Here is a 24,562-nt window from a genome sequence, read left to right on the forward strand (position 1 = left end):
ACAGCTGAGCGGCAAAATGAAGCGGCGGCATCGACCAAGCAGCCCGGGCTGCTACCTTGCCGGCGCCCCCGCTACCGACAAGCTATGCAGATTCCGTTTACCGTCCTTGTGCTGCTCTTGCTGGCCGTGGTGGCCCAGGCTGTCTTCGCGGCGGGGCTGCTGTGGGTAGCGCCCCACAACCGCCGCCCCAACCGCCTGCTGGCCCTGCTCATGCTGGCCATTGCGCTCTGGATTCTCGACGGGTTTTTCCGGGTGGCGGGCATCTACACCCAGAACGCCAACTGGTACTTCGCCCCGATTTACTACTCCTTCGCGTTCGGGCCGCTGCTCTACTTTTACGTGCGCAGCCTCACCAACCACGCCTTCCGCCTGCGCCCGCGCCACTTCTGGCACTTCGGGCCGGTGGCGCTGCAGGCTGCCCTCTACGCCGCCCTGCGCCTGACGAGCTACCCCACGCGCCTCTGGTTCTGGGAGCACGTGCACCGCCCGGTCACCTACCGCCTGGAGTTTATCGGCACTTGGGTGTCGCTGATGGTGTACCTCGGGCTGAGCCTGCGCCTGCTGCGCCGCTACCGCCGCTACCTCGACGACAACTTCTCCGAAACCTCCCAATTGCGCCTGCGCTGGCTGCGCACTCTGCTGGTGCTGCTGGCCGTGGTCAGCGCGCAGTGGCTGGTGGAAGTGGTGCTGCGCGAGTTCTTCGACCTCTACTACCGCTACGATTACTCCACCGATTTGCTCGGCGTGGTGGTGTTCTGCATCGGCGTCGTAGGGCTGCGTCAGGCCGATATGCGCGCCGTGCACTTCCGGCCCGAAACCGCCTCCGCGGCGGAGGTGGTAGCCGGGGCGGAGGACTCGCCCACCGGTTCAGCCCCGGCCGTTGCGGGCACGGGCGAATCGGCCGGAGCCGCCGCGCCACCGGCCGATTCGCCCGTGCCCGGGCGCCCGCAGCCCGCCGTCGATGCGCGGGTGCAGGAGCGGGTACGCCGGGCGCTGGAGGATGAGCAGCTGTTTCGAAACCCCACGCTCACCCTCACCGAGCTGGCCGCCCACACCGGCCTGCCCGCCCGGCTGCTGTCTTTCACCATCAACCAGGGCTTCGGCAAGTCCTTCAACGACCTGGTCAACGGCTACCGCGTGGCCGAGGTGCAGCGCCGCCTTGCCCGCACCACCGATGCCCAGCGCCTCACCCTGCTCGGCATTGCCTTCGAAAGCGGCTTCAACTCCAAGACAACCTTCAACCGCATCTTCAAGCAGGTGACCGGCGTGGCGCCGAGCGAGTGGGCAGGGAAGGAGGGTAGGATGAACGAGGAAAACAGCCCGTCATCCTGAGCGCAGCGAACCGAAGGTCGACGAAGTCAAGGACCTTCCTCCAACCCTGCACCACCACTGCCTACGAAGTGCAGACGTTTTCCGGCAATAGCAATTAATCAAGAAGCGTAGCCATCATCCTAAACGAAATGGCGTTAGTGGCTGCGCTTCGCCGTTGGTGCAAGGCGTGAGGAAGGTCCTTGACTTCGTCGACCTTCGGTTCGCTGGGCTCAGGATGACGTTCTGGTTGCTCTACCTTTCTTCTCTGATTATCTGACTTCTTCCTCTTTTCAGAAAGGGGCTATGGGAAGCAACACGTCCCAAAACGCGCGTTGGGACGTGCCATTTTCGCCGTTGGGGCGCTTTGGGGCGGGCCATCGGCCACCTTCGGGTCGTTGTTCAACCCCAACCGAACCCGGCCATGAAACCCCCGTTTTTCGCCCCGCTGCTGCCCGCCCTGTGGCTGGCCCTCAGCCACCCCGCCGCAGCCCAAAGCCCCGCGGCCCCCGCCGCCCCCACGGCCTGGACCGACCACACCCGCGCCCTGCCCGACAAGCTCCGGCGCGTGCCCGTCGGCCTCTCGCTCTGGCACACGCCCAATCCCAACTACCCCGAGCCCGACCCCGCCCACCCCGGCGGCTACGTGTGGAAGCACCAGACCACCGTGCGCGCCGACGTGGCCGACCTGGAAATCGTGGAGTGCGGCAGCTTCATCTGGTACAGCGCCGCCGGCTGGCAGCCGAATATGCGCGAAACGCCCGCCGAGTTTGCCGAGCTGTTTGGCTGCCCCGGCGGCCGGCTGCGGCAGGGCCAGTCCTACACCTTCGCCCGCAACTACCGCTACGCCGACAGCGCCCGGCGCCTCTACGGCGGCGACGCGCTCTGGTACATCCTGGCCAAAGACAAGCAGGGCCGGCTCTACAAAGGCATGGGCCTGATCGAAACCGAAGCCGAGGTCAACGGTGGAGCCGTGGTGGGCCGCTAAGGCTGGCCGTTTTCTCACTTCTTCCGCTTCGATCTGCTATGAACCTGACCCTGCTCACCCGCCGCCTCGCGGCCCTAAGCCTCGCCCTGCTGACAACCCTGCTGCTGGCCGCCCGGCCGGCCGGCACCGCCTACCAGGTGCAGCCCGCCGCCAGTCGCCTTACCTGGACCGGCCACGCCGACCTGGGCACCTACGCGCCCAGCGGCACCCTGCAGCTGCGCGCCGGCACCCTGCGCTACGACGGCCGCCGCCTGCGCGCCGCCCGCGCGACGGTGGACATGCGCAGCCTGCACCACGACAACGCCCAGCTGCAGGAGCACCTGCGCGGCGCCGATTTCTTCGACGTCGAGCGGTTTCCCACGGCCGGGTTCCGGCTGCAAAGCACCGCCGGCGGCCAGGCCCGCGGCCTGCTGACCATCAAAGGCCTCACCCAGTCCGTCACGTTCCCGTTCACGCTCACGCGGGGAGCGGCCGGCGAGCTGCGCCTGCGCGGCACGGCCAGCCTCGACCGCACCCGCTTCGGCATCCGCTACAACTCCCGCAGCTTCTTCGCCAACGTCGGCGACCAGGCCATTCGCAACGATTTTCAACTGACCTTCGATATAGTGGCCGGGCCGGAGCCGGCGGCTGATGCATCGGGTGCAACGCCCTGATTGGTAGTCGATATGTTGTGGTTGTTGCTATTTTTATTAGTAATCTTATGGCTATATATTTTAGTATGGGTTATATTTGTTCCGACCACGCTAACGGGACAACGGCTATGAACAAACGCGCTTTGAGTACCCTGGAGCTAGACGCCTGGCTGGAGCAGGCCTGCCACGAAATTGACGGGCAGCCGGTGCTGGCCCGCGCCAGCGCCACCCAGCAGTTTCGCGGCGACATCGAGGGCACCGGGCAGCTGGAGGTGCTGCTTACCTACCACCCCGACGGCTCGGCCAGCTCGGTGGGGCTGGAGCGGGTGGTGGGGCGCGTGGGCGGCCGGGCGGGCACGTTCGTGCTGGAGCACACCGGCTGCGTGGAAGACGGCGTGGCCAAGGCCCAGCTGGCCGTGGTGCCCGGTTCCGGTACCCACGACCTCGGCGGCCTGCGCGGCCGGGGCTGGTTTGTGCGCCCGCGCGGCCGGGCGGCTTCCCTTACCCTGGAGTACGAGTTTCTGGAGCAGTAAACGAGTTCCATCCTGCTGCCTCGTGGCGGCGGCGGAAGCCGCTACAGCGCCTGCTCTTCCGCCGTAACGGACCGCGCCACCGGCGGCTGCGGGTGGGGCAGGAGCGCGCCGGGCAGGTGCAGCCGAAACGTGGTGCCCTCGTTCACCACGCTCTCGACGCTGAGGCGGCCGCCCAGCTGCTGCACGATGCGGTTGACGAGGTACAGCCCCATGCCCGAGCCCTCTACGTGGTCGTGAAAGCGGCGGAACATCTGGAACAGCTCCTGGCCGTGGCGCGCCAGGTCGATGCCCAGGCCGTTGTCCTGCACCACCAGCACCGGCTCGTGGCCCACCAGCTCGGTGGACACGCGCACGACGGGCAGTCGGTCGGGGTGGCGGTACTTGAGCGCGTTGCTGAGCAGGTTGTAGAAGATGCTCTGCAGGTTGGGCCGCACGAACTGCAGGGCCGGCACGGCGTTGAAATCGAGGGTGAAGCTGGCGCCGCGGCTCCCGGCCGGCACCTGCAGGCTGCGGATGACTTCCTCGGCAAACGGGCGCAGCTCCAGCACCTCGGCGGGCAGCTGCTCGTGGCGGCGCTGCACCTGCACCACGTCCGAGAGGTCCTGAATCGTGTCGTGCATCTGGCGCAGCGCGTGCTCAAACATGCCCCGCAGCTGCTGGGCGGCCGGGTCGTCGAAGTGGGCCGTGCGCATCAGCTCCTCGAAGATGCCGGCCATGTTGTTGACGGGCTGCATGAGGTCGTGCGAGGCGGTATACACGAAGTTGTCCAGGTCCTGATTGATGCTGGTGAGCTGGGCGTTCTGGGCCTGCAGCAGCTGTTGGGCCTGCTTGAAGTCGTGGATGTCGGTGCTGGTGCCGAACCACTTTACCACCTCGCCCGCGGCGTCGCGCATGGGCGTGGCCCGGTGCAGGTACCAGCGAAACTGCCCGTCGTGGGCGGAGCGCAGGCGGCCTTCCTGCTCGTAAAGCTGGCCGCTGGCAATGCTGGCCAGGTACCGGCGACGCAGCGCCAGCCGCTCCTCGGGCGGCACCAGCCCGTCGTAGCCCTGGCGCAGGGCCAGCTCCACGGGCACGCCGGTTACCTCGGTCCAGCGCTGGTTGAGATAATCGAGGCGGCCGTCGGGGCGGGCCGTCCACACCACCTGCGGAATGCTCTCGGCCATGAAGCGGAACCGCGCCTCCGAGCGCAGCAGCTCGTCGCGCAGCTCCTTCTGCTCGTGGTGGTCGACCACGGTGCCGTACCAGCGCAGGGCCTGGCCGTCGGGGCCGAGCTCGGGCACGGCGCGGCACACCTGCCAGCGGTACTGCCCGTCGTGGTGCAGCAGGCGGTACTCAAACTCCAGCGGCGTGTTCTGGGCAATGGCCCGGGCGTAAGTGGCGTAGGCGCGGGGCCGGTCGTCGGGGTGAATGAGCGTGGGCCACACTGCGTCGGCGTCGGTGCCGGGCGGGTAGCCGGTGAGCTGGTGCCACTGCGGGCTGAAGTACTCCAGCCGCATGTCGGGCGAGAGGATAAAGGAAATGGCGGGCAGGGCCTCGGTCATGCGGCGCAGCTGCATGGCCTGGCGGTTTACTTCGGCCTGCAGCTGCTCGGCCCGCTGCCGGTCGCGCACCTGCTCGGTCACGTCGAGGGCAAAGGAGAGGATGCCGCGCGAGTCCGGGCGGCCGGCCAGCGCGGGCAGCAGCTGGTAGCTGAAGTTGAAAAAGCGCGTTTCCAGCTGCCCGGTTTCGGGCACCCGGATATCGACGCGCTGCTCCAGGGCTGCAAACGGCTCCCCGGTCTGGTACACCCGGTCCAGCACCTCCACGAAGCCCTGCGCGGCTACTTCGGGCTGGGCGTCCACCACGCGCCGGCCCAGCTGCACCCGCTCGCCCACCAGCGCCCGCATCTGCGGCGAGAGGTAGGTGTAGCGGTGCTCGGGGCCTTCCATGGTGTTGATGATGGCCGGCAGGGTGTGCAGCATGCGCCGCAGCTGCTCGTCCTGCTCTTCCAGCCGCTGCTGCAGCCGTTTCTGGTCGTCGATATCGACGCTGGAGCCGTACCAGCGCTGCACCTGGCCCTGGGCGTCGAGCAGGGGCACGGCGTGGGTGAGCACCCAGCGGTAAGTGCCGTCGTGGCGGCGCAGGCGGTACTCGCCGCGCCAGGGCTGGTGCAGGCGGCGGCCCTCGGCGAAAAGCTGGCGCATGCGCGCGGTATCGTCGGGGTGCACGGGCTCGTCCCAGTGGGTGAGGGCGCGGGTGGGGTCCTGGCCGGTGTAGGTTTGGCGCTGGGGGTTCACGTAGAGCATGTGCCCCGCGGCGTCGGTGATGTACACGTACAGCGGCAGCGACTCCACCAGCAGGCGGAACTGCTCGTTCTGCTGGCGCACTTCTTCCTGCAGCTCGGCGGCCCGCTGCTTGGCCTGCACCCGCCGCGTCACATCCACTCCGAACACCAGCACGCCCGTCGACTGGCCCTGTTCATCGGTGAGGGGCTGAAACACGCCGTCGAAGTAGCGCGGCTGCTCGGCCGAGGCCGCGGGCGGGGTGCTGACGGGCAGCTCTTCGAGCGCGTAGGGCTGCTGGGTGCGGTACACTTGGTCGAGGATGCGGGCCAGGCCGCTGGGCCGCAGGTCGGGCAGCACCTGGGCGGCGGGGCGGCCCAGCTCCGCGTCGGGGCCCAGCAGCTCGCGGCTGCGCTCGTTCACGAAGGTGTAGAGGTGCTCCGGGCCCTGCAGCGTGGCCACGTAGGCGGGCAGCAGCCGCAGAATCTGCTGCAGCTCCCGGTCCTTCTCGTTGACCCGCTGCTGGCTGAGCTTCTGCTCGTGAATGTCGGTGCCGGTGCCCACCCAGCCGCTGATGGCGCCGTCGGGGCTGCGGCGGGGCACGGCCTGCACCAGCAGCCAGCGGTACTGGCCGTCGTAGCGGCGCAGGCGGTATTCCACCTGATATTCAGTGCCGCTGGCCAGGGCCTGCCGCCAGGCTTCGTTGACGGTGGCGCGGTCATCGGGGTGAATGTCGTCGAGCCAGCCCCATTCCTGGGCCTGGGCCAGCGTGCGGCCGGTAAAGCGCAGCCAGCCCGGGTTCTGGTAGTCCGCCGTGCCGTCGGCGCGGGTAGTCCAGAGCATCAGCGGCAGGGCTTCGAGCATGAAGCGGATCTGCTCCTGGCTTTCGGCCAGGTTTTGCTGGGCCAGCCGGGCGCGCTGCTCGGCCCGGTGTCGCTCGGTCACGTCCTCGGTCTGCTGCAGGATGTAGCGCAACTGCCCGTCGTCGGCGAGGACGGGGTAGTGCGTGGCCTGCCAGTACCGCTCCTCCAGGCCGCCGCCCTGCCCGGCGGGCCGCTCCAGGTCGTAGCGAATCAGCGGCATGGTGTGCGGCTCCTGGGTGCGGCGTACGTGCTCGATGGAGGCCCGCAGCACCTCGATTTCGTTCTGGTCGGCGGCCGGAAAGGCCTCGAACAGCGGGCGGCCCGCCACCTCGGCGCGGCTTTTCATGGCCACGGCCGCGTGCCGCTCGGTGTTGTCGACGATGGTCAGGGCCGCGTCGGGCGCCAGCAACAGGTAGTTGCCCGGCAGGTGCCGAAACAGGGCCAGGTAATCGGACAACGCAGTGGGGGGCACCATAAAGGACCGACGAGCAAACGAGAGGGGAGGAGGGGGGCGCGACGCGGTCAGCCCGCGGGCCTGGCCGTGCTTTAAATGTACCGAAAATCAGTCTTGCTGGTAGAGCTTGCCCGCCTTGTCGGCCGACACCTTGATGCCCTTGATCAGCGCCGAGCTGAAGCCCTGGTGCTCCATCTCGTTCAGTCCCGCGATGGTGCAGCCCTTGGGCGAGGTCACCTTGTCGATTTCCTGCTCGGGGTGCGAGGAGAGCTGCAGCAGCAAGTCGGCGGCGCCCTTGGCCGTCTGGGCAGCCATTTTCAGCGCGTCGTGGGCGTGGAAGCCGATTTCGGTGCCGCCCTGCGAGGCCGCCCGGATGGCCCGCAGGAAAAAAGCTATGCCGCAGGCACACAGGGCCGTGGCCGAGGTCATCAGCTCTTCCTGAATGCGCACGCTCACGCCCACCGTGTTGAACAGCCGCTCCACCAAGGCCATATCGGCGGCCGGGGCGTCGTCGGTGGCCAGGCAGGTCATCGACTGCCCGATGGCAATGGCCGTGTTGGGCATGGCCCGCACCACCCGCACCGGCAGCCCGAGCCGCTCGCGAATGGCCGCGCAGCTCACCCCCGAGGCCACCGACACCAGCAGGTGCCGGGCCGGGTCGACGGCGGGGCGGATCAGGTCGAGCAGCTGGTCGAGCTGCTGGGGCAGCACGGCCAGCACCACCAGGTCGGCCCCGGCCAGGGCGGCGCGGTTGTCGGCCGTGACGCGGTAGCCGGCTTCGGCCAGCGGGGCCAGGGCGGCCACGTTGCGGCGGGTGAGGGTGATGGTGTCGGGCGCGGTCAGGCTGGCTTTCACCAGGCCCTTGGCCAGCGAGAGGCCGATGTTGCCGCTGCCCAGGATGGCAATGCGCAGAGAAGTCGTGTCCATAGGGTGCAATAGTAGGGGGCGCCGCCGGGTTTCTTTCGCACGGCCTGGCGCGACGTTCGCCCAGCGAAAGGCGCCGTTGGACGAGAAGCCCGGCCGAAACCCGCGCCCTCCGGCTATTTTCGATGGTTGAATTGTTACCGATTGCCGCTACAATGTCTGTTCCCACCACCGTAAAGCCCGACGAGTTGCAGGCCGCGCTGGCCCAGGCCGAGGCCCGCAACGCCGAGCTGACCGCCGCCCTCCAACGCGCCACCGACCAAGCCGCGCAGGCCACCCACCAGCTCCGCACCCTGGCCGACAACCTGCCCGTGGGCGTGCTCCACGTCGCGGCCGACCACACCGTGCAGAGCGTCAACGCGCTGTACTTCGCGCTGCTGGGCATCGACGGCGACGCGGCCGAGTGGCAGGGCCGGCCCGTGGATGGGCTGGTGGAGCTGGTGGGCCGCCACCACACCGGCGCCAACGGCCAGCCCCTGAGCACCGGCGCCGACGACACGCTGGTGCTGCCCGACGGCCGCGTGCTGCGTCGCGCCCAGCGCCCCCTGCCCGAAGGCGGCTACCTGGAGCACCTCTGCGACGTGACCCGCGAAGACCTCGACGAAGGTATGCTGGCCGCCGCCAGCATCCCCGAGCAGAGCCCCTACCCCATGGTGCGTTACGCCCTCGACGGCGAGGCCCTCTACGCCAACCCCGCCGCCTGGCGCCTGCGCCAGCGCCTCACGCCCGAGCAGCAACAGCAGGCCCGCGAGCTGTACTACGCCATGGCCGCCGAAGCCCTGCGCACCGGCGAAGCCCGGCAGATGGAGCTGCAGATCGGCGAGCAGCGCTACATTGCCTACGTGGTGCCCTTCGCCGCCGCCGGCTACTACAACCTCTACCTGCTCGACATCACCGAGCGCTACCACGCCCAGGCCCAGACGCGCGCCAGCGAAGCCCGGCTGCAGGCCCAGCAGCGCTTCACCCAGCACATCCTCGACTCGATTCCGAACACCGTGCTGGTGCGCACCGTGGCCGGCCACGAGCTGTTTACCAACCGCGCCTTCCGCGAGCTGATGCAGCAGAGCCTGCAGACCGACGAGGCCATCATGGCCGAGTACCGCGCCGCCTCCGAGCGGGTGCTGCGCACCGGCCGCGACGAGGCCCTGAACGTGCCCTTCACCCTGCACAGCGGCGACGTGCGCTGGCTGCACGTGGAGCTGCGCCGCCTGCCCCGCCCCGACGAGGAAGCGGCCATCCTCATCGTCTCCACGGATGTGACTGACCTGACGGAGGCCCAGCGCGAGCTGACCCGCAACGAGCGGCGCTACAACGAGCTGATGGACTACGCCCAGGCCCTGATCTGGACCCACGACCTCGACGGGCGCATCCTTTCGGCCAACCCGGCCCTGAGCGCCATGCTCGGCCTTGGTACCCAGGACCTCACCGGCCGCCCCCTGCAGGACGCCTTCGACGACGACCGGCACGCGGCCGTGGTGGAGTACCTGCGCCTGATCCGCGAGCAGGGCGAATACGCCAGCGTGGTGAAGCTGCGCGACCAGCAGGGCGGCCTGCACTACGTGCAGCAGTACAGCCGCCTGGTCGACGAGCCCGGCGAGGAAGCCCACGTTATGGCCTTCGGCCACGAAATCACCGAGCGGGTGCTGGCCCAGCGCGCCACCCTGCAGGCCAAGGAAGCCGCCGAAGCCGCCGCCACGGCCCGCGCCAACTTCCTGGCCAACATGAGCCACGAAATCCGCACGCCGCTCAACGGGGTGCTGGGCATGGCCACCCTGCTGAGCAAAACCCCGCTCGACGGCCGCCAGGCGCAGTACCTCGACGTCATCCGCTCGTCGGGCCAGCACCTGCTGGGCGTCATCAACGACGTGCTCGACATTGCCAAGATCAGCTCGGGCAAGGTGGAGTTCGAGCAGAGCGTGTTCAACCTCTGCGACTCGATGGGCGCCGCCATTCAGCCCCTGGTGCTGCAGGCCGCCCAGAAGGGCCTCACCTTCAGCGGCACCCCGCTGCGCACCAGCTGCGCCTACCCCTGGGTGACGGGCGACGCGCACCGGCTCAACCAGATCCTGATCAACCTGACGGCCAACGCGGTGAAGTTCACCGACGCCGGCGGGCACATCGACGTGGTGGGCGAGCTGCTGAGCGAAACCGCCGACACCATCTCGGTGGAGTTCCGGGTGAAGGACACCGGCCCGGGCATCGCGCCGGAGCGGCTGGAGCGCATCTTCGACTCGTTCACGCAGGCCTACGCCGATACCTCGCGCAAGCACGGCGGCACCGGCCTGGGCCTCACCATCTCGCGCGCCCTGGTGGAGCAGATGGGCGGCACGCTCACCGTGACGAGCGAGCTGGGCCAGGGCAGCACCTTCGCCTTCCAGGTGACCCTGCCCAAGGCCGACCGCGCCGAGCTGCCCGCCGCCAGCACCCCCGCCACGCTCGACACCGGCGCCCTGCAGGGCAAGCGCGTGCTGCTGGTGGAAGACAACGAAATCAACCGCGACGTGGCCCGTCTGCTGCTGGAGGAGTGGGGCGTGGTGGTGGAGGAAGCCGTCAACGGCGAGGCGGGCGTGCAGCAGTTCTACGCCCAGGCCTACGACGCGGTGCTGATGGACATTCAGATGCCGGGCATGAACGGCCTCGAAGCCACCGCCCGCCTGCTGCAGCACCCCGACCCGCAGCGCGCCGCCACGCCCATCGTGGCCCTGACGGCCAACGCCTTCCGCGAGGACAACGAGCAGTACCTGGCCGCCGGCATGACGGCCACCCTGGCCAAGCCCTTCGACGAAGCCGACCTCTACCGCACGCTGGTGCAGGTGCTGGAGCGCTCCATCGCCCCGGCGGCCCCGGCCTACGACCTGCAGCCCCTGCGCGACATGGCCCGCGGCAAGGAAGCCTTCGTCACCAAGATCATCCGCTCCTTCCTGACGAACATGCCCGACAGCCTGCTGGAGCTGGAGGCCGCCGCCGCCGCCGCCAACTGGCCCGTCGTGGCTCGCATCGTGCACCACATCAAGCCCAACCTGACGGCCCTGCGCGTGCCCGGCACCGAGGCCCCCGTGGCCCAGCTGGAGCAGTTCCGCCACGACGCGCCCGTGCACCTGCCCGACCACGAGTTGCGCGCCTCGGCCGCCCAGCTGGCGCAGGCCGTGCAGCGCGCCCTGCGCCAGCTGCCGCGCGAGCTGGAAGGACAATAACCCCAGGCATCCTTCGCTACGCGGACGCCAGATGATGACGTTCTGGTTTCAGCCCGTATTAACTGTTTGCCTCACCCAAGAACACCCCGCCCCGCCGGTTCCGGTGGGGCGGGGTGTTTTTGCAATAGGCGTTCAGGTAACTAACAGCAACGCACCAGACGAAATGCTTGCGTCTTCAGCCGCTTACGCTACTTTCGTGGCCGCTGCATCCATCCCTTTTGTTATGATGATTAGACCCTTACTACTCTTGCTGCTCTTACTCATTGGTGCCCGGCCCGGCCTCGCCCAGGGCCTGCCCTGGCAGTGGGTGCGCACGCAAAACTCCGCGACCGGGCAGGTCATCGTTTCCAGCGCCGACGTCGATGCGGGCGGCAACGTGTACGTTGCCGGCTTCTACGGCGGCACCCTCACGCTGAGTGGCGACGCGCACCCGCCGCGGGGCAACGGCGACATGTACGTGGCCAAGTACAACGCCCAGGGCCAGCTACAGTGGAGCCGCTCCGGCGGCGGGGCCAGCTCCGAGTCGTATCCCTCGCTGGCGGTGGACGCGGCCGGCAACAGCTACGTGGTCGGGGCCTTCTTCGACGTCGCGGCCACCTTCAACGGCGTGACGCTGCAGGGCCAGCGCGGCAAGTACACGGCCTACGTGCTCAAGTTTGATGCGCAGGGCACGCAGCAGTGGGCCGTCACCGCCGGCATCGACGCGACGCTGCTCAGCGTGGTGCTCGGGCCGGGCGGCGAGCTGTACGTGGGCGGCAGGGCCAGTCAGACCATTGCGCTCAGCAACGGGCAGACGCTCGGCGGCTTCTACCCGCAAGACGCCTACGTGCTGCGCCTCGATACGGCCACCGGGGCGCTGCTCAGCGGCTTCCGCTTCGGCAACCAGGAAAACGACCAGGTCTTCGGCATGGCCGTCGACGCGGCCGGCGACCTGTACCTGGGCGGATACTTCGGCGGCACGGTGGCATTCGGCGCTACCTCGTACACGGCGTACGGCTTTTCCGACGGCTTCGCCCTGAAATGTTCGCCCACGGGCCAGGTGCGGTGGGTCTGGCGCATTGGCAGCGCGGGCGCCGACCAAGTGGCGCGGCTGGCCCTCAATGCGGCGGGGCAGCTCGTTGTGGCGGGCGGCTACGCGGCCGACCGGCCGACGTACTACGACCAAGGGACGTTGCCCGCCCAGACGACCAACTGCATGGACGAGGCGTTTACGGCCCGGCTTTCCGCCCAGGGCAGCACCCAGTGGCTGCGCCGGGCCGGCAGTCTCAACACCAACGACGGCATTGCCGGGCTGGTGCTCGATGCCGCTGGCAACAGCTACGTGTGCAGCGTCACCGGGGCCTCGCTGAGCACCGAAGGTACGCCCGCTCCCATCACCGGCTCGCCGACCAACGGGTACCTGATCAGCTACGACGCGCAGGGGGCGCTGCGGACGGTAGTGCAGGTGGGCCAGACGTACCTCTACACCCTGATCCGGAATGCGGCGGGGGAGCTGTGGTTGTCGGGCGCCTACTACCCGGGCGCTTCCTTCAGCCCGGTGGGCGTGCCGACCCCGGTGGGCGCGGGCGGCGGTTTCGTGGCCCGCATCGGCAGCCTGCCGCTGGCTACCCGCGCCGCCGCGCCGCCGCTGACGTTGGCGCCCAACCCGGCCCGCGACCAGGTGCAGGTAGCGCTGCCCCAGACCGCCGCGTCGGCTACCACCGTGACGCTACGCAACGCGTTGGGCCAAGCCGTGCGCGCGGTGCCGGTGGCGGCGGGCAGCCGCACGGCCACCCTCGACGTGCGCGACCTGGCCCGCGGCTGGTACGTGGTGCGCTGGCAGCACGCCCGGGGCGCCGGCACCCAGACCCTGCTGCTGGAGTAGACAAAACCTGCTTGACAACGCACAACGGCCGCGCCGGGAAGCTCCCGACGCGGCCGTTGTGCGTTGGGGGCGGTCCAACAAGACGGGCGGCCACCCGCCAAAGCCTGAAGGAATTATCCCCACCTTTGAAGCAGATAAGCGCTTTATGAAAAATTTACTACTGCTGATTGGGTTGGCATTGAGTGGTGGGTGGACTGCGCGGGCGCAGACGGCCCTGCTGAGCGAAGATTTTGAAACGGGCACGCTGGGCGGCTTTACCGCCGTCAACGGGCAGCAGCAGCCGGCCTGGCACGCGGGCCTGGCCGCTGGCAACGGGCCGCGCTGGGCGGGCAGCACGGCGGCTTTCGTGTCGACCAGCGCCGGCACCTACGGGCCGCTGGCGGGCCTGAGCGGGGTGGTGCACCTGTACCAGGACGTGACGTTTCCGGCCACGCCTGCCGACTTTGTCCTGCGCTTCGACTACCGCAGCCAGGGGGCGCTGGATGTGCTGCTGGTCCCGACGTCCTACCAGCCCACGGCCGGCGTGCGGCCCGCGAGCCCGACGGTCATGCAGCTTAGTGCCAACCTGCAAAGCGGCGGCGCTTACACCTCGGCCTGGCTGCGCCTGCCCGGGGCCCTGGCCGGCACCACCCAGCGCCTGATGTTCACCTGGTCCAGCGCCTCGGCGGTGCCGGCCGCGCTGCCGGCCGTGCTCGATAACGTGCTGCTGACGGCCGGCGCCCCCGTCGCCCTGGCCGGCACCTACACCCTCGACCGCCAGCAGCCCCGCGGCCCGCGCAACTTTCAGAGCCTGACCGACGCGGTGTACCAGCTGAACACGGCCGGCACCAGCGCCCCGGTCATGGTGAACATAGCCGCGGGTCAGCGCTTCACCGAACTGGTGCCCCAGCTGTGGGGCACGAACACGCACCCGGTCGTTTTCCAGAAGCAGGGCGCGGGCGCCAACCCTGAGCTGCAGAGCGGCAACATCGACCTGGTGGGCGCCCACCACCTCACCTTCGACGGCCTCGACATCGTGCCGGGGCCGGAAGCCGTGGGCCGCGAGGCGGGCTACGCCATATCGGGGGCCTTCGACCAGGGCAGCCACGATATCCGCATCCGCAACGCCCGCATCACCATGCGGCAGGACCAGCCGCACACCAAGGGCATCTACCAGCGCAACCTGCTGCTGGCCAGCAGCGGCCCGGCCGACTCGGCCCTGGTAAACCGGCGCATCCGCTACGAAAACCTGCAGATTCAGCAAAGCCGCCACGGCATCTGGGTGACGGCCGGCGTGGGCAACGTGCCCGACTTCGACGTGGAGGTGGCCCGCGTAACCATCGGCGACGGCACCTCGGGCAGCATTGGCTACCCCGCGGCCGGCGCCGGCTACGAGGCCTACGGCATGTACTTCATGCGCGTCAATGGCCTGAACGTGCACGACAACCTGGTGCAGAACGTGGTCAGCCGCACCAATGCGGCGGTGGGCATTTACGCGTATGACCTGATGGGTCCGCGGCCGGCGGTATTTGCCAACAACCGCGTCCGCGACATTGAATTCCGCCACCCGGCCGACCCGGCCATGTTTGCCTCCCTGCCGGCCCTCGTCCGGGGCCTGTGGCTGCTGCAGGCGCCGGCTTCCCGGGCGTTGGCCGCCGGCCACCCGCTGCGGGTGTACAACAACGAAATCAGCGAGCTGCGGCACAGCCTGGACCCGGGCGCGGCCCAGCCCACCACCCGCGACGGGCAAACCCACGGCGTGCTGGCCGACCTGGGGGGTATGGCCGGCAGCGCCCTGCTATTCGCCCACAACACGGTGACGGTGGCCGCTCCGGCCTGGGCGGGCTTCAGCAGCACGGCCCTGTGGATGGGCACCAAAAACCAGCAGTACGGCACGGCCGAGGTGGTCAACAACCTGCTGCTCAATCTGACGCCGGCCATCAGCCCGGTGACGGCCACCACGGTGCAGGCGGTGGTCGACGTGGGCATTCCGGCCACCCAGGCCACGCCGCCGCTCACCCGCGTGCGCATGGACCACAACGACCTGGTGCTGACTACGGCCGGTACGCAGCGCCGCCTGGGCAGCTACTACGCCGGGCCGGCGGCGGGCACGCAGGCATACGCCGCGCTGGCGGCCTGGCAAACCGGCACCGGCTTCGACCCGAACTCCCTCGGCCTCGACCCGCAGTTCGGCCCCGGCCCGCGGCTGCGCCCCACCACGGCGGCCCTCGACAACGCCGGCACGCCCCTGGCGGCCGTAACCACCGATCTGGAGGGTACTACGCGCGGCGCCGTGCCCGATGTGGGGGCGTATGAGTTCGGGGCCGGCATCACTGCGGCCACGACCCCGCGCCCGGTGCTGGCCCAGCCGTGGCCCGTCCCCTTCGCCGACGAGCTGACCGTGGCCACGCCCGGCGCCGCCCTCGGGGCGGGGCAGCTGGAGCTGCTGGACGCGCTGGGCCGGGTGGTGCGCCGGCAAGCCGTGCCCCGCTACAGCGAAGCGGTACGGCTCACGGGCCTGCACAGCCTGCCGTCCGGCGCGTACTGGCTGCGCCTGAGTGGGCCCGCCGGCCCGCAGTATACCCGGCAACTGGTGCACTAAGCGCCGCGGCTGCCGGGTGCCCGCCCGGCGTGCGTGGGTGCACCAGCCCGAAACCACCACGGCCGCGCCGGGAGCTTCCCGACGCGGCCGTGGCGCGTTTGTGCGTCATCAAACCGGGTTGCTTTACAGCCCCCGCAACTGCTTCATAAACTCCTCGGCGTACGACTTGCCCACTGGCACCTCGTAGCTGCCGAGCTGCAGCATGTTGTCCTGCACCGCGTCGATGCGGCGGGTGTTGACGATGTAGGAGCGGTGTACGCGGCGGAAGTGGGCGAAGGGCAGGCGCTCCTCCAGGGCCTTGAGGGTGATGTAGACGATGTGCTTCTGCGTCTCGGTGACCAGAATGGAGTAGGTCGACATGGCTTCGATGAAGAGCACGTCGTTGAAATCGAGGCGGATGAGCTTGTTGTTGACTTTCACGAACAGCTCGGAGTCCTCCACCTTCAGGTTGGGCGCTTCGGCCGGGGCGGGCGGGGCGGCGCGGCGCTGCTCGCGCACGCGGTCCACGGCCTTGAGGAAGCGGCCGTAGTCGACGGGCTTGACCAGGTAGTCGGTCACGCGCAGGTCGAAGGCATCGACGGCGAAGCTGGGGTGGGAGGTGACCATCACCACGTCGGGGGTGGGGGAGGGCAGCAGCGGCACCAGCTCCAGGCCGCTGAGCACGGGCATTTCGATGTCGAGGAAGAGCACGTCGACGGGCGGCTGGGCCGAGCGGGTGAGGGCCAGCGCGGCGCGGGCGTCGGGCAGGGAGGCCACCAGTTCCAGGCCGTCGGTCAGGCTCACGTAGTGCTCCAGCGTGAGCCGGTTGATTTCGTTGTCGTCGACGATGACGACGCGCAGGACAGAGGAATTGGGCATAGGCGGCAACTGGGAGTGAGGAGGGCGGGGCGGAGAGAAGGGGGATTGGCAGAGCCGGGGCCGTCGTTCGCATAGCCAGACGAAACGCTGGACAAAATACACGGCACGGCCATCCGGTACGAAACTAAGTTTGAATCGAAACAACTGTCCAGCTTTTCGATAAACCCCCCCGTCCTGCCCGATGAAACAGCTTCTACTCCTGCTTGGTTTACTCGCGGCTCTTTCCGCCCGGGCCGCGGAGAAGCCCCGCCGGCCCGCTGCCCCGCGCCTCGCAGCCGTGGCCGTGGCCGTGGACGACTCGGTGCAGCAGCGGGCCACTTACTGCACCCAGTACCTGACCGACATGCTGCGCCTGAGCAGCCGGCAGGCCCTGGCCGTACGCCGCTACGCCTACGAGCAGGCGGGGGCCGCCGCCCCGGCCCCGGCCTGGCGGCGCTTCGATCAGCAGATGCTCCGCATTCTTACCCCCGGCCAGTACAGCGCCTTCGTGTGGCTGGCCGAAAGCTTGCCCCGCTAGCCCGTCGGCGGGTTGCCGCCCGCCGTCTGGCTGTTTGTTCCCTTCTCCTTATTACCACACCTGCCATGCATCTTTTTACCCTGCTAGCCGCCGCGCTGCTCAGCTCCGCCGCCTTCGGGCAGGTGCGGGCCCCGGGCGCCGCCGGCGCCAACGCCCGCCCCGCCCGGGTGGCCGCGCCGCCCGCCAAACCCGCCGCCGCGCCGGCCCCGGTGGCCCGGCCCGCCGCCCCCGAGCCGTTTGCCGTCACCGTGTCGGGCAGCATCACCGACGCCGAGGGGCTGCCGCTGCCGGGCGCCACCGTCTGGAACCCGGGCACCCGCGAAATTCTGGCCGTGGCCAACGCGCAGGGCGAGTTCACCCTGAGCCTGCCCACCAACGCCGCCGTGACGCTGACCTGCGGCTACGCCGGCTTCGGCGACCAGCAGATCCGGCTCAGCCAGCCGCACCGCAACAACGACTTCGTCATCAGCCTGGAGCCCAACGCGCCCAAAACCCGCTAAGCTCCGCCGACTTCCTTTTTCCACACCGCTTGCCGCACCCGTACCACACCATGCAACGTAACCGCCGCTTCCTCCTCGCCCTGTCCTTCACCGCCCTGCTGCTGCCCGGCCTGAGCTTCACCAGCTTCGGGGCCAACGAGCCCGTGCTCAACCCCGGCGCCAAGGACGCCGCCAGCCAGGGCGCCCTCTCCATCACTCTCTACCTGACCGACGCGCTGCACCTCTCGCAGGCCCAGGCCCAGGCCGTGCGCGAGTGCACCCGCCACGAGCTGGAGCAGCTGGCCACCACGCCCGCCGCCGCCACCCCCGCCGATGCTCCGCTGCAGGTGCAGAAGGAGTACGAGCTGGCCATGGCCAAAATCCTGAGCCCCGAGCAGTACCACTCGTTCCAGCAGCTGGAGCGCGGCCCGCTGGTGATGTCCACCGTGTCGCGGGTGCTGGCCGCCCGGTAGGCTTCGCAGTTGTCAGTAAAAGAGCTGTCGGTTGTCAGTTCGTTCGAATGCGGAACGATACGGGCAACCGACAACTTCTTTTACTGACAACTGACAACTGACAACTGACAACTGACAACTGACTACGCCTGGCGGCGGGTGGCGCAGGCGGGCACCCAGGCATCGGCGCGGCACACGGGGCAGGGGCGGGCGGCGCCGCGCGCTAGCTCCAGCACGTGGCCGCACTGGCAGCAGGCGTGCGGGCCGGCTTCCTCCGTCCGGCGGCGCTGCTGCAGCAGGCGTTCGGGCCAGAGGGGCAGGCCGGGGCGCACCTCGTTGTCCTCGAAAAAGTAGGCGCTGATGTCGCCGGTGGCCTCGATGTAGGCGCGGCGCACCTGGCCCAGGTGCTCCACCTGGTGCTGGCGCAGCTCGCCGAACAGCTCCTTCTGCGTCAGGTTCTGGCGGCGGAAGTTGGGCATGTTCACCTCGCCGTCTTCCACCAACAGCACCGGGGCGCCCTCCAGCCAGTCGCTGAAGCGCGGGAACCGCTCGGTGAGGCGGTTGAAAAGCAGATACAGGCCCGACACGGCAACAAACACCACCGCCACGTGGGTCAGCGGCACGTCGTCGTAGAACATGGCGTCGCCGGCGGCCGAGCCCAGGGCCAGGATGATGCTCAGCTCGAAGATGCTCAGCTGCCGCACCCCGCGCCGGCCCGTCACGCGCAGGGCCGCCAGGGTGAGCAAGTAGGTGACGACGCAACGGGCCAGCACTTCCAGCAGAAACAGCGGCGGGGCATCGGCCCAAAGCAGGCGCTGCCAGTCGAAGGGCACGATGGGGGCTTGGAGCAGCATGGCGGCAGAGGATAGGTGTCGCCGGGCGCACCGGCAGCCAGAATGAAAAAACGCAGCCCCCGAACGGTGGGGGCTGCGTAGTCTTACGAAGCCGGGCGGTATTGGCTGCGTTGGGGGCTGCTGCTGTCCGCGCCGGAAAAGCTGGGACGGAGCGTTTTATCAGCGGCTGGCTGCGGGCGGCGGGGCGGCCGGCACCCAGGCATCCCGTTGCCCGCCGAAGATGCGGGCCAGCGTGTACGGCCGCGCCTGCCGCCGCGTGAGCTGCCGGCTCCAGGCCACGCGCGGCCCCGCCGCCCCCGGCCCCGTCGACCGGTACTCGGCGTAATAGGCCGTCTGCTCGTTGGCGGGCTGGCCCCAGTTATGCCAGCCTTCGGGCCGGATGTGGGCGCCCAGCTCGCAGCCGATAAATACCGTGCGGGCGTGCGGGCGCCAGGGCCGGCCCAGGTAGACTTTGGTAGCCCCGGGCGCGGCCGTCAGCCGGCAATTGAGGAACACCAGCCCGAAGGCCTGCCGGGGAGTGGTGGAAGCGGCCGTGACGTAGGAGCTGGATTTGCTGTGGATGACGCAGCGCTCAAACACGGCCGTGGCCGCGCCGAAGATGAAGTCGGTGGTGCCCTCGATGTAGCAGTCCTGGTAGTACTGCCGGCTGTTATCCTGGGCCACGAACAGCGTATCCTGGTGGCCCAGCAGGCGGCAGTTTTTCAGGTGCGCCCGGTCGCCCTCCACGTGTAGGGCCACGGCCTGGCCCACCGGCCCGGCCGCGTTTTCGATGGTGAGGTTTTCGGCCCGGAAGTCGTTGCCCTGCACCCGCACCGTGGCCGAGGTGTACGTCGTGTGCTTCTCCGCGTCGCCGGAATAGTCGCTCCAGCTGATGACGACGCCCTGCTGACTTTCCCCGAGCAGGGTAATGTGGGTTTTCTGGGACGGAATCAGCAGCTTCTCGCGGTAGGTGCCGTTTTTGAGGAAGATGACGGCTTCCACCTGCATAAAGTCGCGCACGGCCAAGACGGCCTCCTGCACGGTGCGGTAGTCGCCCGTGCCATCGGCGGCTACCACCAGGCGCACCGGCTGGTTGAACGAGGGCGGCGCGGGCGCCTGGGCGGCGGGGGCGGGCGTGGTCTGGGCGCGCAGGGCCGGGCCGCTCAGCAGCAGGGCCGCCGTCAGCAGCGGGAGCAGGGGGCGCCTCACTGGTCCAGTTTGGGGTTCCAGTTGCGGAATACGCGTTCCGGGGTGTACTGCCGGGCTTCCTCGTCGCTGAGCTGGCGGCTCCACATCACGCGCCTGGTGGGCTGGTAGCCGGGGCCGCGGTTCTGGTACTCGGCGTAGGTGGCGGTGCGCTTGTTGGCGTCCTTGTCCCAATGGTCCCAGCCCAGCGCCCCGATCTGCGCGCCCAGCTCGCAGCGCAGAAACACGGTTTTGGCGTAGGGCCGCCAGGGCCGGCCGAGCAGGAAGGAGCCGGCCGGGGCGTCGCCGGTCACGCGGCAGTTGTTGAACACGTAGCCGTAGCGCACGCTGTCGGGGGTGGAGGCGGCCGTCACGTAGCCTTTCTGCTTGCAGAAGATGGTGCAGCCCTCAAACCACGCCGTCGACGAGCCGAAGATGAAGTCCACCGTGCCCTCGATGTAGCAGTCCTGGTAGTACTGGCGCGAGCCGTAGCCGTAGGTGTAGAGCGTGTCCTGAAAGCCGAGGAAGCGGCAGTTCTTGAAGCGCATCCGGTCCCCGGCCACCCACAGGGCCACGGCCTGGCCCACCGGCCCCGAGGAGTTCTGGAAGGTGAGGTTTTCGGCCGTGAAATCGGCCCCGTAGAGGTAGCAGCTGGCCGAGCCCGAGGTACCCTTCTCCTCGCCGAAGAGGTTTTTCTTCTGGTTGTAGTCGTCGTAGGTCAGGATGGTCAGGTCGCGGTCCTCGCCGATGAGGCGCACCAGGTTTTTGGAGCCGGCCAGGATGAGCTTCTCCTTGTAAGTGCCCTTCTTGACGAAGATGGTGGTGACCTTCTTGCGGAAGTCGGGCACGGCGTTGAAGGCTTCCTGCACCGTGCGAAACTGCCCCGAGCCGTCCTGGGCCACCACGAAGTCGTAGCCCAGGGCGCGGCCGAGCGTGAGCCAGCCCAGGCAGAAAAGTAAGAGTAGCTGTTTCACGGCGTGGTGGGTTGGGCGTCCTGGCCGGGGGCGGCGGGCGGCACGGCGTTTTTGGGCAGGGGCCGGGCCAGGTGCCCGGAAAGGCCCGGCAGTTGCTGCGCCTTGATTTCACCCACGACCAGCTGGGCCATCTTCCGCGCCCCCAGCTCCGAAAAGTGGGTGTTGTCGTTGCGGCCGTAGGGGTAGTTGGGATGGTCACCCGGGGCCAGCTGCAGAAACAGCAGCTTGGAGTTTTCCTCGCCGAACTGCTGCAGCAGCTCCCGGCTCATGCGGTCGAGGTCAATCAGCGGCACTTGCTGGGCCCGGGCTACCTCGGCCGTGGCGGCGGAGTAGGGCGCGTGGGTTTCCTGCTGGCGGCCGTCCTTGAACTTGCGCCGCGTCACCGGGGTGATGAGCACCGGGTAGGCATTTTTCGCCCGCGTTTCCTGCACGAACTTCAGCAGGTTGCGGCGGAAATCGGCCGGCGGGGTGTAGCGGTCCGGGTGGGCCTCCGATTCGTCGTTGTGGCCGAACTGAATCAGCACGTAGTCGCCCGGCTGCAGCGCGTCGACGATGGGCTGCCAGCGGTTTTCGGCCAGGAAGGTGCGGGTGCTGCGCCCGTTCTGGGCCCGGTTGTCCACCACCACCGTCGTATCGAAAAACGTGCTGAGCGGCATGCCCCAGCCGGTTTCGGGAAAGGTCTGCCGCACTTTCTGGGCAATGGTGGAGTCGCCGATCAGGTAGAGCCGGAGCTTTTTGGGCGGCGCGGTGGGCCCGGTAAAGGCCGTCAGCAGCAGGAGCAGCAGGCTCAGCGGCCAGATGCGGCGCAGGGGGCGGGGTTGGGTGGGCATGGGATAGATAGAAGCAAAAAAGAACGTCATGTCGAGCTTGTCGAGACATCTCGCGTGCTGACGTCCGAGAGCAATCAACCTGACGAAAGGACTTTACTACCTGCCATCAGCACGCGAGATGTCTCGGCTGCGCTCGACATGACGTTCTACTATCATCGTTCAACTAAACCGTTGGGGCAGGTTACTTCGCCTGCGCGTCCACCGCCTTCTTCGATTCGCGCTTCACGATGCGCTCGGCCAGCTCCAGCTTGAGGGTGCGCACGTCGGCCAGCACCAGCTCGGCCATGCGGCGGGCGCCCAGCTCCGAGAAGTGGGTATTGTCGTCGCGGCCGTCGGGGTAGTTCGGGTGCTCCCCGGGCGTGAGCTGGTTGAAGAGCAGCTTGCTGTTTTCCACCCCGAACTGCTGCAGCAGGGCCATGCTGCTCTGGCTCAAGTCGATGAGCGGCACCTGGTTGGCGCGGGCTACCTTGCGCACCAGCTCGGCGTAGGCGGCGTGGGTGTCCTCCACCTTGCCCGCGGCGTCAAACTTGCGGCGGGCCACCGGGGTGATGAGCACCGGCGTGGCTTTCTTGGCCCGCGTTTCTGTCACGAAGCGCAGCAGGTTCTGCTGAAACTCGGTTTCGGTGGTGTAGCTCTTTTTGGTGGGCACCTCGTCGTTGTGGCCGAACTGGATGAACACGTAGTCGCCCGGTTTAAGCGCCTCCGCCACGGCCTGCCAGCGGTTTTCGGTGAGGAAGGTCTTGGTGCTGCGCCCGTTCTGGGCGCGGTTGTCCACGGTCACCGTCTCGTCGAAGAACACGGCGAAGGGCGTGCCCCAGCCGGTTTCGGGGTAGGTCTTGACCTCCTTCTGGGCCATGGTGGAGTCACCGACGAGGTATACCCGGATGGGCGCGGGCGCGGGGGCGGTGAAGGCCGCCAGCAGCAGGGCCAGCAGCACCCCGGCCACGAAACGAATTCGCATAGTGCAAGCCGGTGAATGAGGAAAATGCAAGCGCCCGCGGCGTCAGCCACGCTGCCCGAAAGCAGCCGCCGACGCCGGGGCATTTCACTCACCACCCGATAGTTGCGGCTTTCCCGGGCGGCGTGCAAGCGGCGGCCTGCTTTTTTCTGCGCAATCGTTATCGGGAACGTTGCCATCTTTGGCGCGTAGTTAGGGCGCAACCCGCTGGTCCGGCGCTGCGTCTGTGCCCGAAGTTGCCGCCCCGTTTTTCGCGCTATTGCTAATGACTGCTCTACCTCCTTCCGCTGCTCCCGCGCAGTATTTCGACAACCCGGCGGGGAATATCTGGTACCATCCCACGGGCTACATCCGCCTGGAGTGGAGCCGCACCCCCGGCCGCGAGGCCAACGTGCGCGACCTGTACAAGGCCGCTGCCCAGGCCCTGGCGCACTTTGGCGTCACCCGGATCCTCTCCGACCACCGCCACATGCCCCCGATTTCGCCGCCGCTGCAGCGCTGGCTGGCCGAGGAATGGGTGCCCACCACCGCCCGCGACACCGGCTACAACCGTGGCGCCGTGGTACAGGCCTTCAACCTGTTCAACCGCATGGCTACCAATCAGATAGTCACCCAGATGACCAACACCAACGTGCCGGTGGCCGTCGACTACTTCGACAACGAGGAAGCCGCCGAACGCTGGCTGCTGAGCGACGACGCGCCCCAGTCCGGCGCCGTCGGCAGCGGGGTGTAGGCCCTGGCCGCTTTCCTGGGCTGTTCGGCGCCTTGCCCGGCCCGGTTTTCGGCCATCGAGGCGCCTGGTGACGCCTGAATCAAACACGCCACGGCCCCGGCAGTATCAGCTGCCGGGGCCGTGGCGTGTTTGGTCAAGCCGAAGCGTTTGGGCGTTGGGCTCAGGATGCGCTGGCCTGATCCAGGGCGCGCAGGTCATCGGCGCTGAGCGGCAGCTGCAGCGCCGGCAGCAGCTCCTCGATCTGTTCGGGCTTGCTGCCCGAGGCAATGGGCGCCGTCAGGCCGGGCTGGGCCATGATCCAGGCCAGGGCCACCTGCGCGGGCGTGGCCTGGTGGCGGGCGGCCACTTCGTCGACGGCCGCGAGGATGCGCAGGCCGCGCTCGTTCAGGTATTTCTGGCCCACGCCGCCGCCCCGGGCGCTTTTCTGCAGGTCGGCCGGAGAGCGGTACTTGCCGGTAAGAAAGCCCGCGGCGAGGCCGTAGTAGGGAATCACGCCCAGGCCGTGCTGCTGCACCACCGGCCGCAGCTCCCGCTCGAAGTCGGCGCGGTCGTAGAGGTTGTAGAGCGGCTGCAGCGTCTCGTAGCGGGGCAGGCCGTGCTGTTCGCTGGCCTGCAGGGCCTCGGTCAGGCGCTGGGCCGAGAAGTTGGAAGCCCCGATGGCGCGCACTTTGCCTTCCTGGATGAGCTGGGCGTAGGCTTCCAGGGGCTCCTGCACCGATACCGTCGGGTCGTCCTTGTGCGACTGGTACAGGTCGATGTAATCGGTCTGCAGGCGCTTCAGCGAGCCTTCCACGGCGCGCAGGATGTAGTCCTTCTTCAGACCCTTGTTGTCAGCGTTGACTTCCCAGCCGACTTTGGTGGCGATGATGACGTCGTCGCGGCGGCCGCGCCGGTGCAGCCACTGGCCGATGATGGTTTCGGACTCGCCGCCCACGTGCCCGGGCACCCACACCGAGTAGCCGTCGGCCGTGTCGATGGCGTTGCCGCCGCCGGCCACGAAGGCGTCGAGGATGCGGAAGGAAGTGGCCTGGTCGGCCGTCCAGCCGAATACGTTGCCGCCGAGCACGAGGGGCGCAATGCGCAGGCCGGAGCGGCCCAGTTCGCGTTGTTGCATGGTTCAGGAGGGTTGGTAGGAGTGGCT

20 protein-coding genes are annotated in these 24,562 nt (G+C 68.5%); 11 read left to right on the plus strand and 9 right to left on the minus strand.

All coding sequences use genetic code 11. The features are described from left to right. Positions 1-84 precede the first annotated feature (84 nt). The 4 genes from FDY95_RS18735 to FDY95_RS18750 all read left to right on the plus strand — a co-directional run bounded on the left by FDY95_RS18735 (position 85) and on the right by FDY95_RS18750 (position 3,461). Entirely contained in the window at positions 85-1,332 is a 1,248-nt protein-coding gene (locus FDY95_RS18735) for a helix-turn-helix domain-containing protein (RefSeq protein ID WP_138080057.1), read from the plus strand. 400 nt (positions 1,333-1,732) lie between these two features. Then, positions 1,733-2,296, plus strand: coding sequence for a hypothetical protein (locus FDY95_RS18740; RefSeq protein ID WP_138080058.1), 564 nt, complete (start codon positions 1,733-1,735; stop codon positions 2,294-2,296). Positions 2,297-2,334: 38 nt separating this feature from the next. Beyond that, the gene (locus FDY95_RS18745; RefSeq protein ID WP_138080059.1) at positions 2,335-2,949 is read left to right on the plus strand and encodes a YceI family protein; all 615 of its coding nucleotides are present in this window, start codon (positions 2,335-2,337) and stop codon (positions 2,947-2,949) included. Positions 2,950-3,056: 107 nt separating this feature from the next. Then, on the plus strand, positions 3,057-3,461 hold the full coding sequence (locus tag FDY95_RS18750) for a DUF3224 domain-containing protein (RefSeq protein ID WP_171025744.1): 405 nt from the start codon (positions 3,057-3,059) through the stop codon (positions 3,459-3,461). 41 nt (positions 3,462-3,502) lie between these two features. Here FDY95_RS18750 and FDY95_RS18755 read toward each other — a convergent pair whose 3' ends face one another. After that, entirely contained in the window at positions 3,503-7,060 is a 3,558-nt protein-coding gene (locus tag FDY95_RS18755) for a PAS domain S-box protein (RefSeq protein ID WP_138080061.1), read from the minus strand. Positions 7,061-7,147: 87 nt separating this feature from the next. Next, the gene (proC, locus tag FDY95_RS18760; RefSeq protein WP_138080062.1) at positions 7,148-7,966 is read right to left on the minus strand and encodes a pyrroline-5-carboxylate reductase; all 819 of its coding nucleotides are present in this window, start codon (positions 7,964-7,966) and stop codon (positions 7,148-7,150) included. A 152-nt stretch (positions 7,967-8,118) separates the two neighbouring features. On the opposite strand from proC, the gene FDY95_RS18765 reads away from it, so the two are divergent. The 3 genes from FDY95_RS18765 (at position 8,119) to FDY95_RS18775 (ending at position 15,602) form a co-directional block, all read left to right on the plus strand. Further along, the gene (locus FDY95_RS18765; RefSeq protein WP_171025745.1) at positions 8,119-11,157 is read left to right on the plus strand and encodes an ATP-binding protein; all 3,039 of its coding nucleotides are present in this window, start codon (positions 8,119-8,121) and stop codon (positions 11,155-11,157) included. A 226-nt stretch (positions 11,158-11,383) separates the two neighbouring features. Continuing rightward, positions 11,384-13,021, plus strand: coding sequence for a T9SS type A sorting domain-containing protein (locus tag FDY95_RS18770; protein WP_138080064.1), 1,638 nt, complete (start codon positions 11,384-11,386; stop codon positions 13,019-13,021). A 145-nt stretch (positions 13,022-13,166) separates the two neighbouring features. Continuing rightward, positions 13,167-15,602 carry a T9SS type A sorting domain-containing protein gene (locus FDY95_RS18775; protein WP_138080065.1) on the plus strand — a complete coding sequence of 812 codons (2,436 nt, stop codon included), beginning with the start codon at positions 13,167-13,169 and terminating at the stop codon, positions 15,600-15,602. 123 nt (positions 15,603-15,725) lie between these two features. Here FDY95_RS18775 and FDY95_RS18780 read toward each other — a convergent pair whose 3' ends face one another. After that, complete coding sequence (locus FDY95_RS18780) at positions 15,726-16,460, minus strand: LytR/AlgR family response regulator transcription factor (RefSeq protein WP_138080066.1); 735 nt, start codon at positions 16,458-16,460, stop codon at positions 15,726-15,728. 181 nt (positions 16,461-16,641) lie between these two features. Between FDY95_RS18780 and FDY95_RS18785 the strand changes: the two genes are divergently transcribed. From FDY95_RS18785 to FDY95_RS18795, 3 genes are all read left to right on the plus strand, one after another. After that, positions 16,642-16,977 carry a hypothetical protein gene (locus tag FDY95_RS18785; protein WP_138080067.1) on the plus strand — a complete coding sequence of 112 codons (336 nt, stop codon included), beginning with the start codon at positions 16,642-16,644 and terminating at the stop codon, positions 16,975-16,977. 65 nt (positions 16,978-17,042) lie between these two features. After that, positions 17,043-17,477 carry a carboxypeptidase-like regulatory domain-containing protein gene (locus FDY95_RS18790; protein ID WP_138080068.1) on the plus strand — a complete coding sequence of 145 codons (435 nt, stop codon included), beginning with the start codon at positions 17,043-17,045 and terminating at the stop codon, positions 17,475-17,477. 50 nt (positions 17,478-17,527) lie between these two features. Then, positions 17,528-17,929, plus strand: a complete 402-nt coding sequence (locus tag FDY95_RS18795; RefSeq protein ID WP_138080069.1) for a hypothetical protein — start codon at positions 17,528-17,530, stop codon at positions 17,927-17,929. 122 nt (positions 17,930-18,051) lie between these two features. Here FDY95_RS18795 and FDY95_RS18800 read toward each other — a convergent pair whose 3' ends face one another. From FDY95_RS18800 to FDY95_RS18820, 5 genes are all read right to left on the minus strand, one after another. After that, positions 18,052-18,762: a DUF421 domain-containing protein gene (locus FDY95_RS18800; protein ID WP_138080070.1), complete on the minus strand. Its 711-nt coding sequence runs from the start codon at positions 18,760-18,762 to the stop codon at positions 18,052-18,054. Positions 18,763-18,921: 159 nt separating this feature from the next. Continuing rightward, positions 18,922-19,950: a pectinesterase family protein gene (locus FDY95_RS18805; protein WP_246074077.1), complete on the minus strand. Its 1,029-nt coding sequence runs from the start codon at positions 19,948-19,950 to the stop codon at positions 18,922-18,924. Next, a complete protein-coding gene (locus FDY95_RS18810) occupies positions 19,947-20,900 on the minus strand; it encodes a pectinesterase family protein (protein ID WP_138080071.1) in 954 nt (317 codons plus the stop codon). Before FDY95_RS18810 ends, FDY95_RS18805 begins: the two co-directional genes overlap by 4 nt. Beyond that, positions 20,897-21,730 (minus strand): rhamnogalacturonan acetylesterase, encoded by an 834-nt coding sequence (locus FDY95_RS18815; protein ID WP_138080072.1) that lies wholly within the window; start codon positions 21,728-21,730, stop codon positions 20,897-20,899. The genes FDY95_RS18810 and FDY95_RS18815 overlap by 4 nt, the downstream gene beginning before the upstream one ends. Before the next feature lie 181 nt (positions 21,731-21,911). After that, entirely contained in the window at positions 21,912-22,691 is a 780-nt protein-coding gene (locus tag FDY95_RS18820; protein ID WP_138080073.1) for a rhamnogalacturonan acetylesterase, read from the minus strand. Between the two features lie 262 nt (positions 22,692-22,953). Between FDY95_RS18820 and FDY95_RS18825 the strand changes: the two genes are divergently transcribed. Beyond that, positions 22,954-23,421, plus strand: a complete 468-nt coding sequence (locus FDY95_RS18825) for a hypothetical protein (RefSeq protein ID WP_138080074.1) — start codon at positions 22,954-22,956, stop codon at positions 23,419-23,421. A 160-nt stretch (positions 23,422-23,581) separates the two neighbouring features. On the opposite strand, the gene FDY95_RS18830 is transcribed toward FDY95_RS18825, so the two are convergent. Continuing rightward, positions 23,582-24,535, minus strand: a complete 954-nt coding sequence (locus tag FDY95_RS18830) for an aldo/keto reductase (protein WP_138080075.1) — start codon at positions 24,533-24,535, stop codon at positions 23,582-23,584. Positions 24,536-24,562: the final 27 nt, after the last annotated feature.

The sequence above is a fragment of the Hymenobacter jeollabukensis genome (assembly GCF_005771675.1).
GTDB classification, from domain to species: Bacteria; Bacteroidota; Bacteroidia; order Cytophagales; family Hymenobacteraceae; genus Solirubrum; species Solirubrum jeollabukense.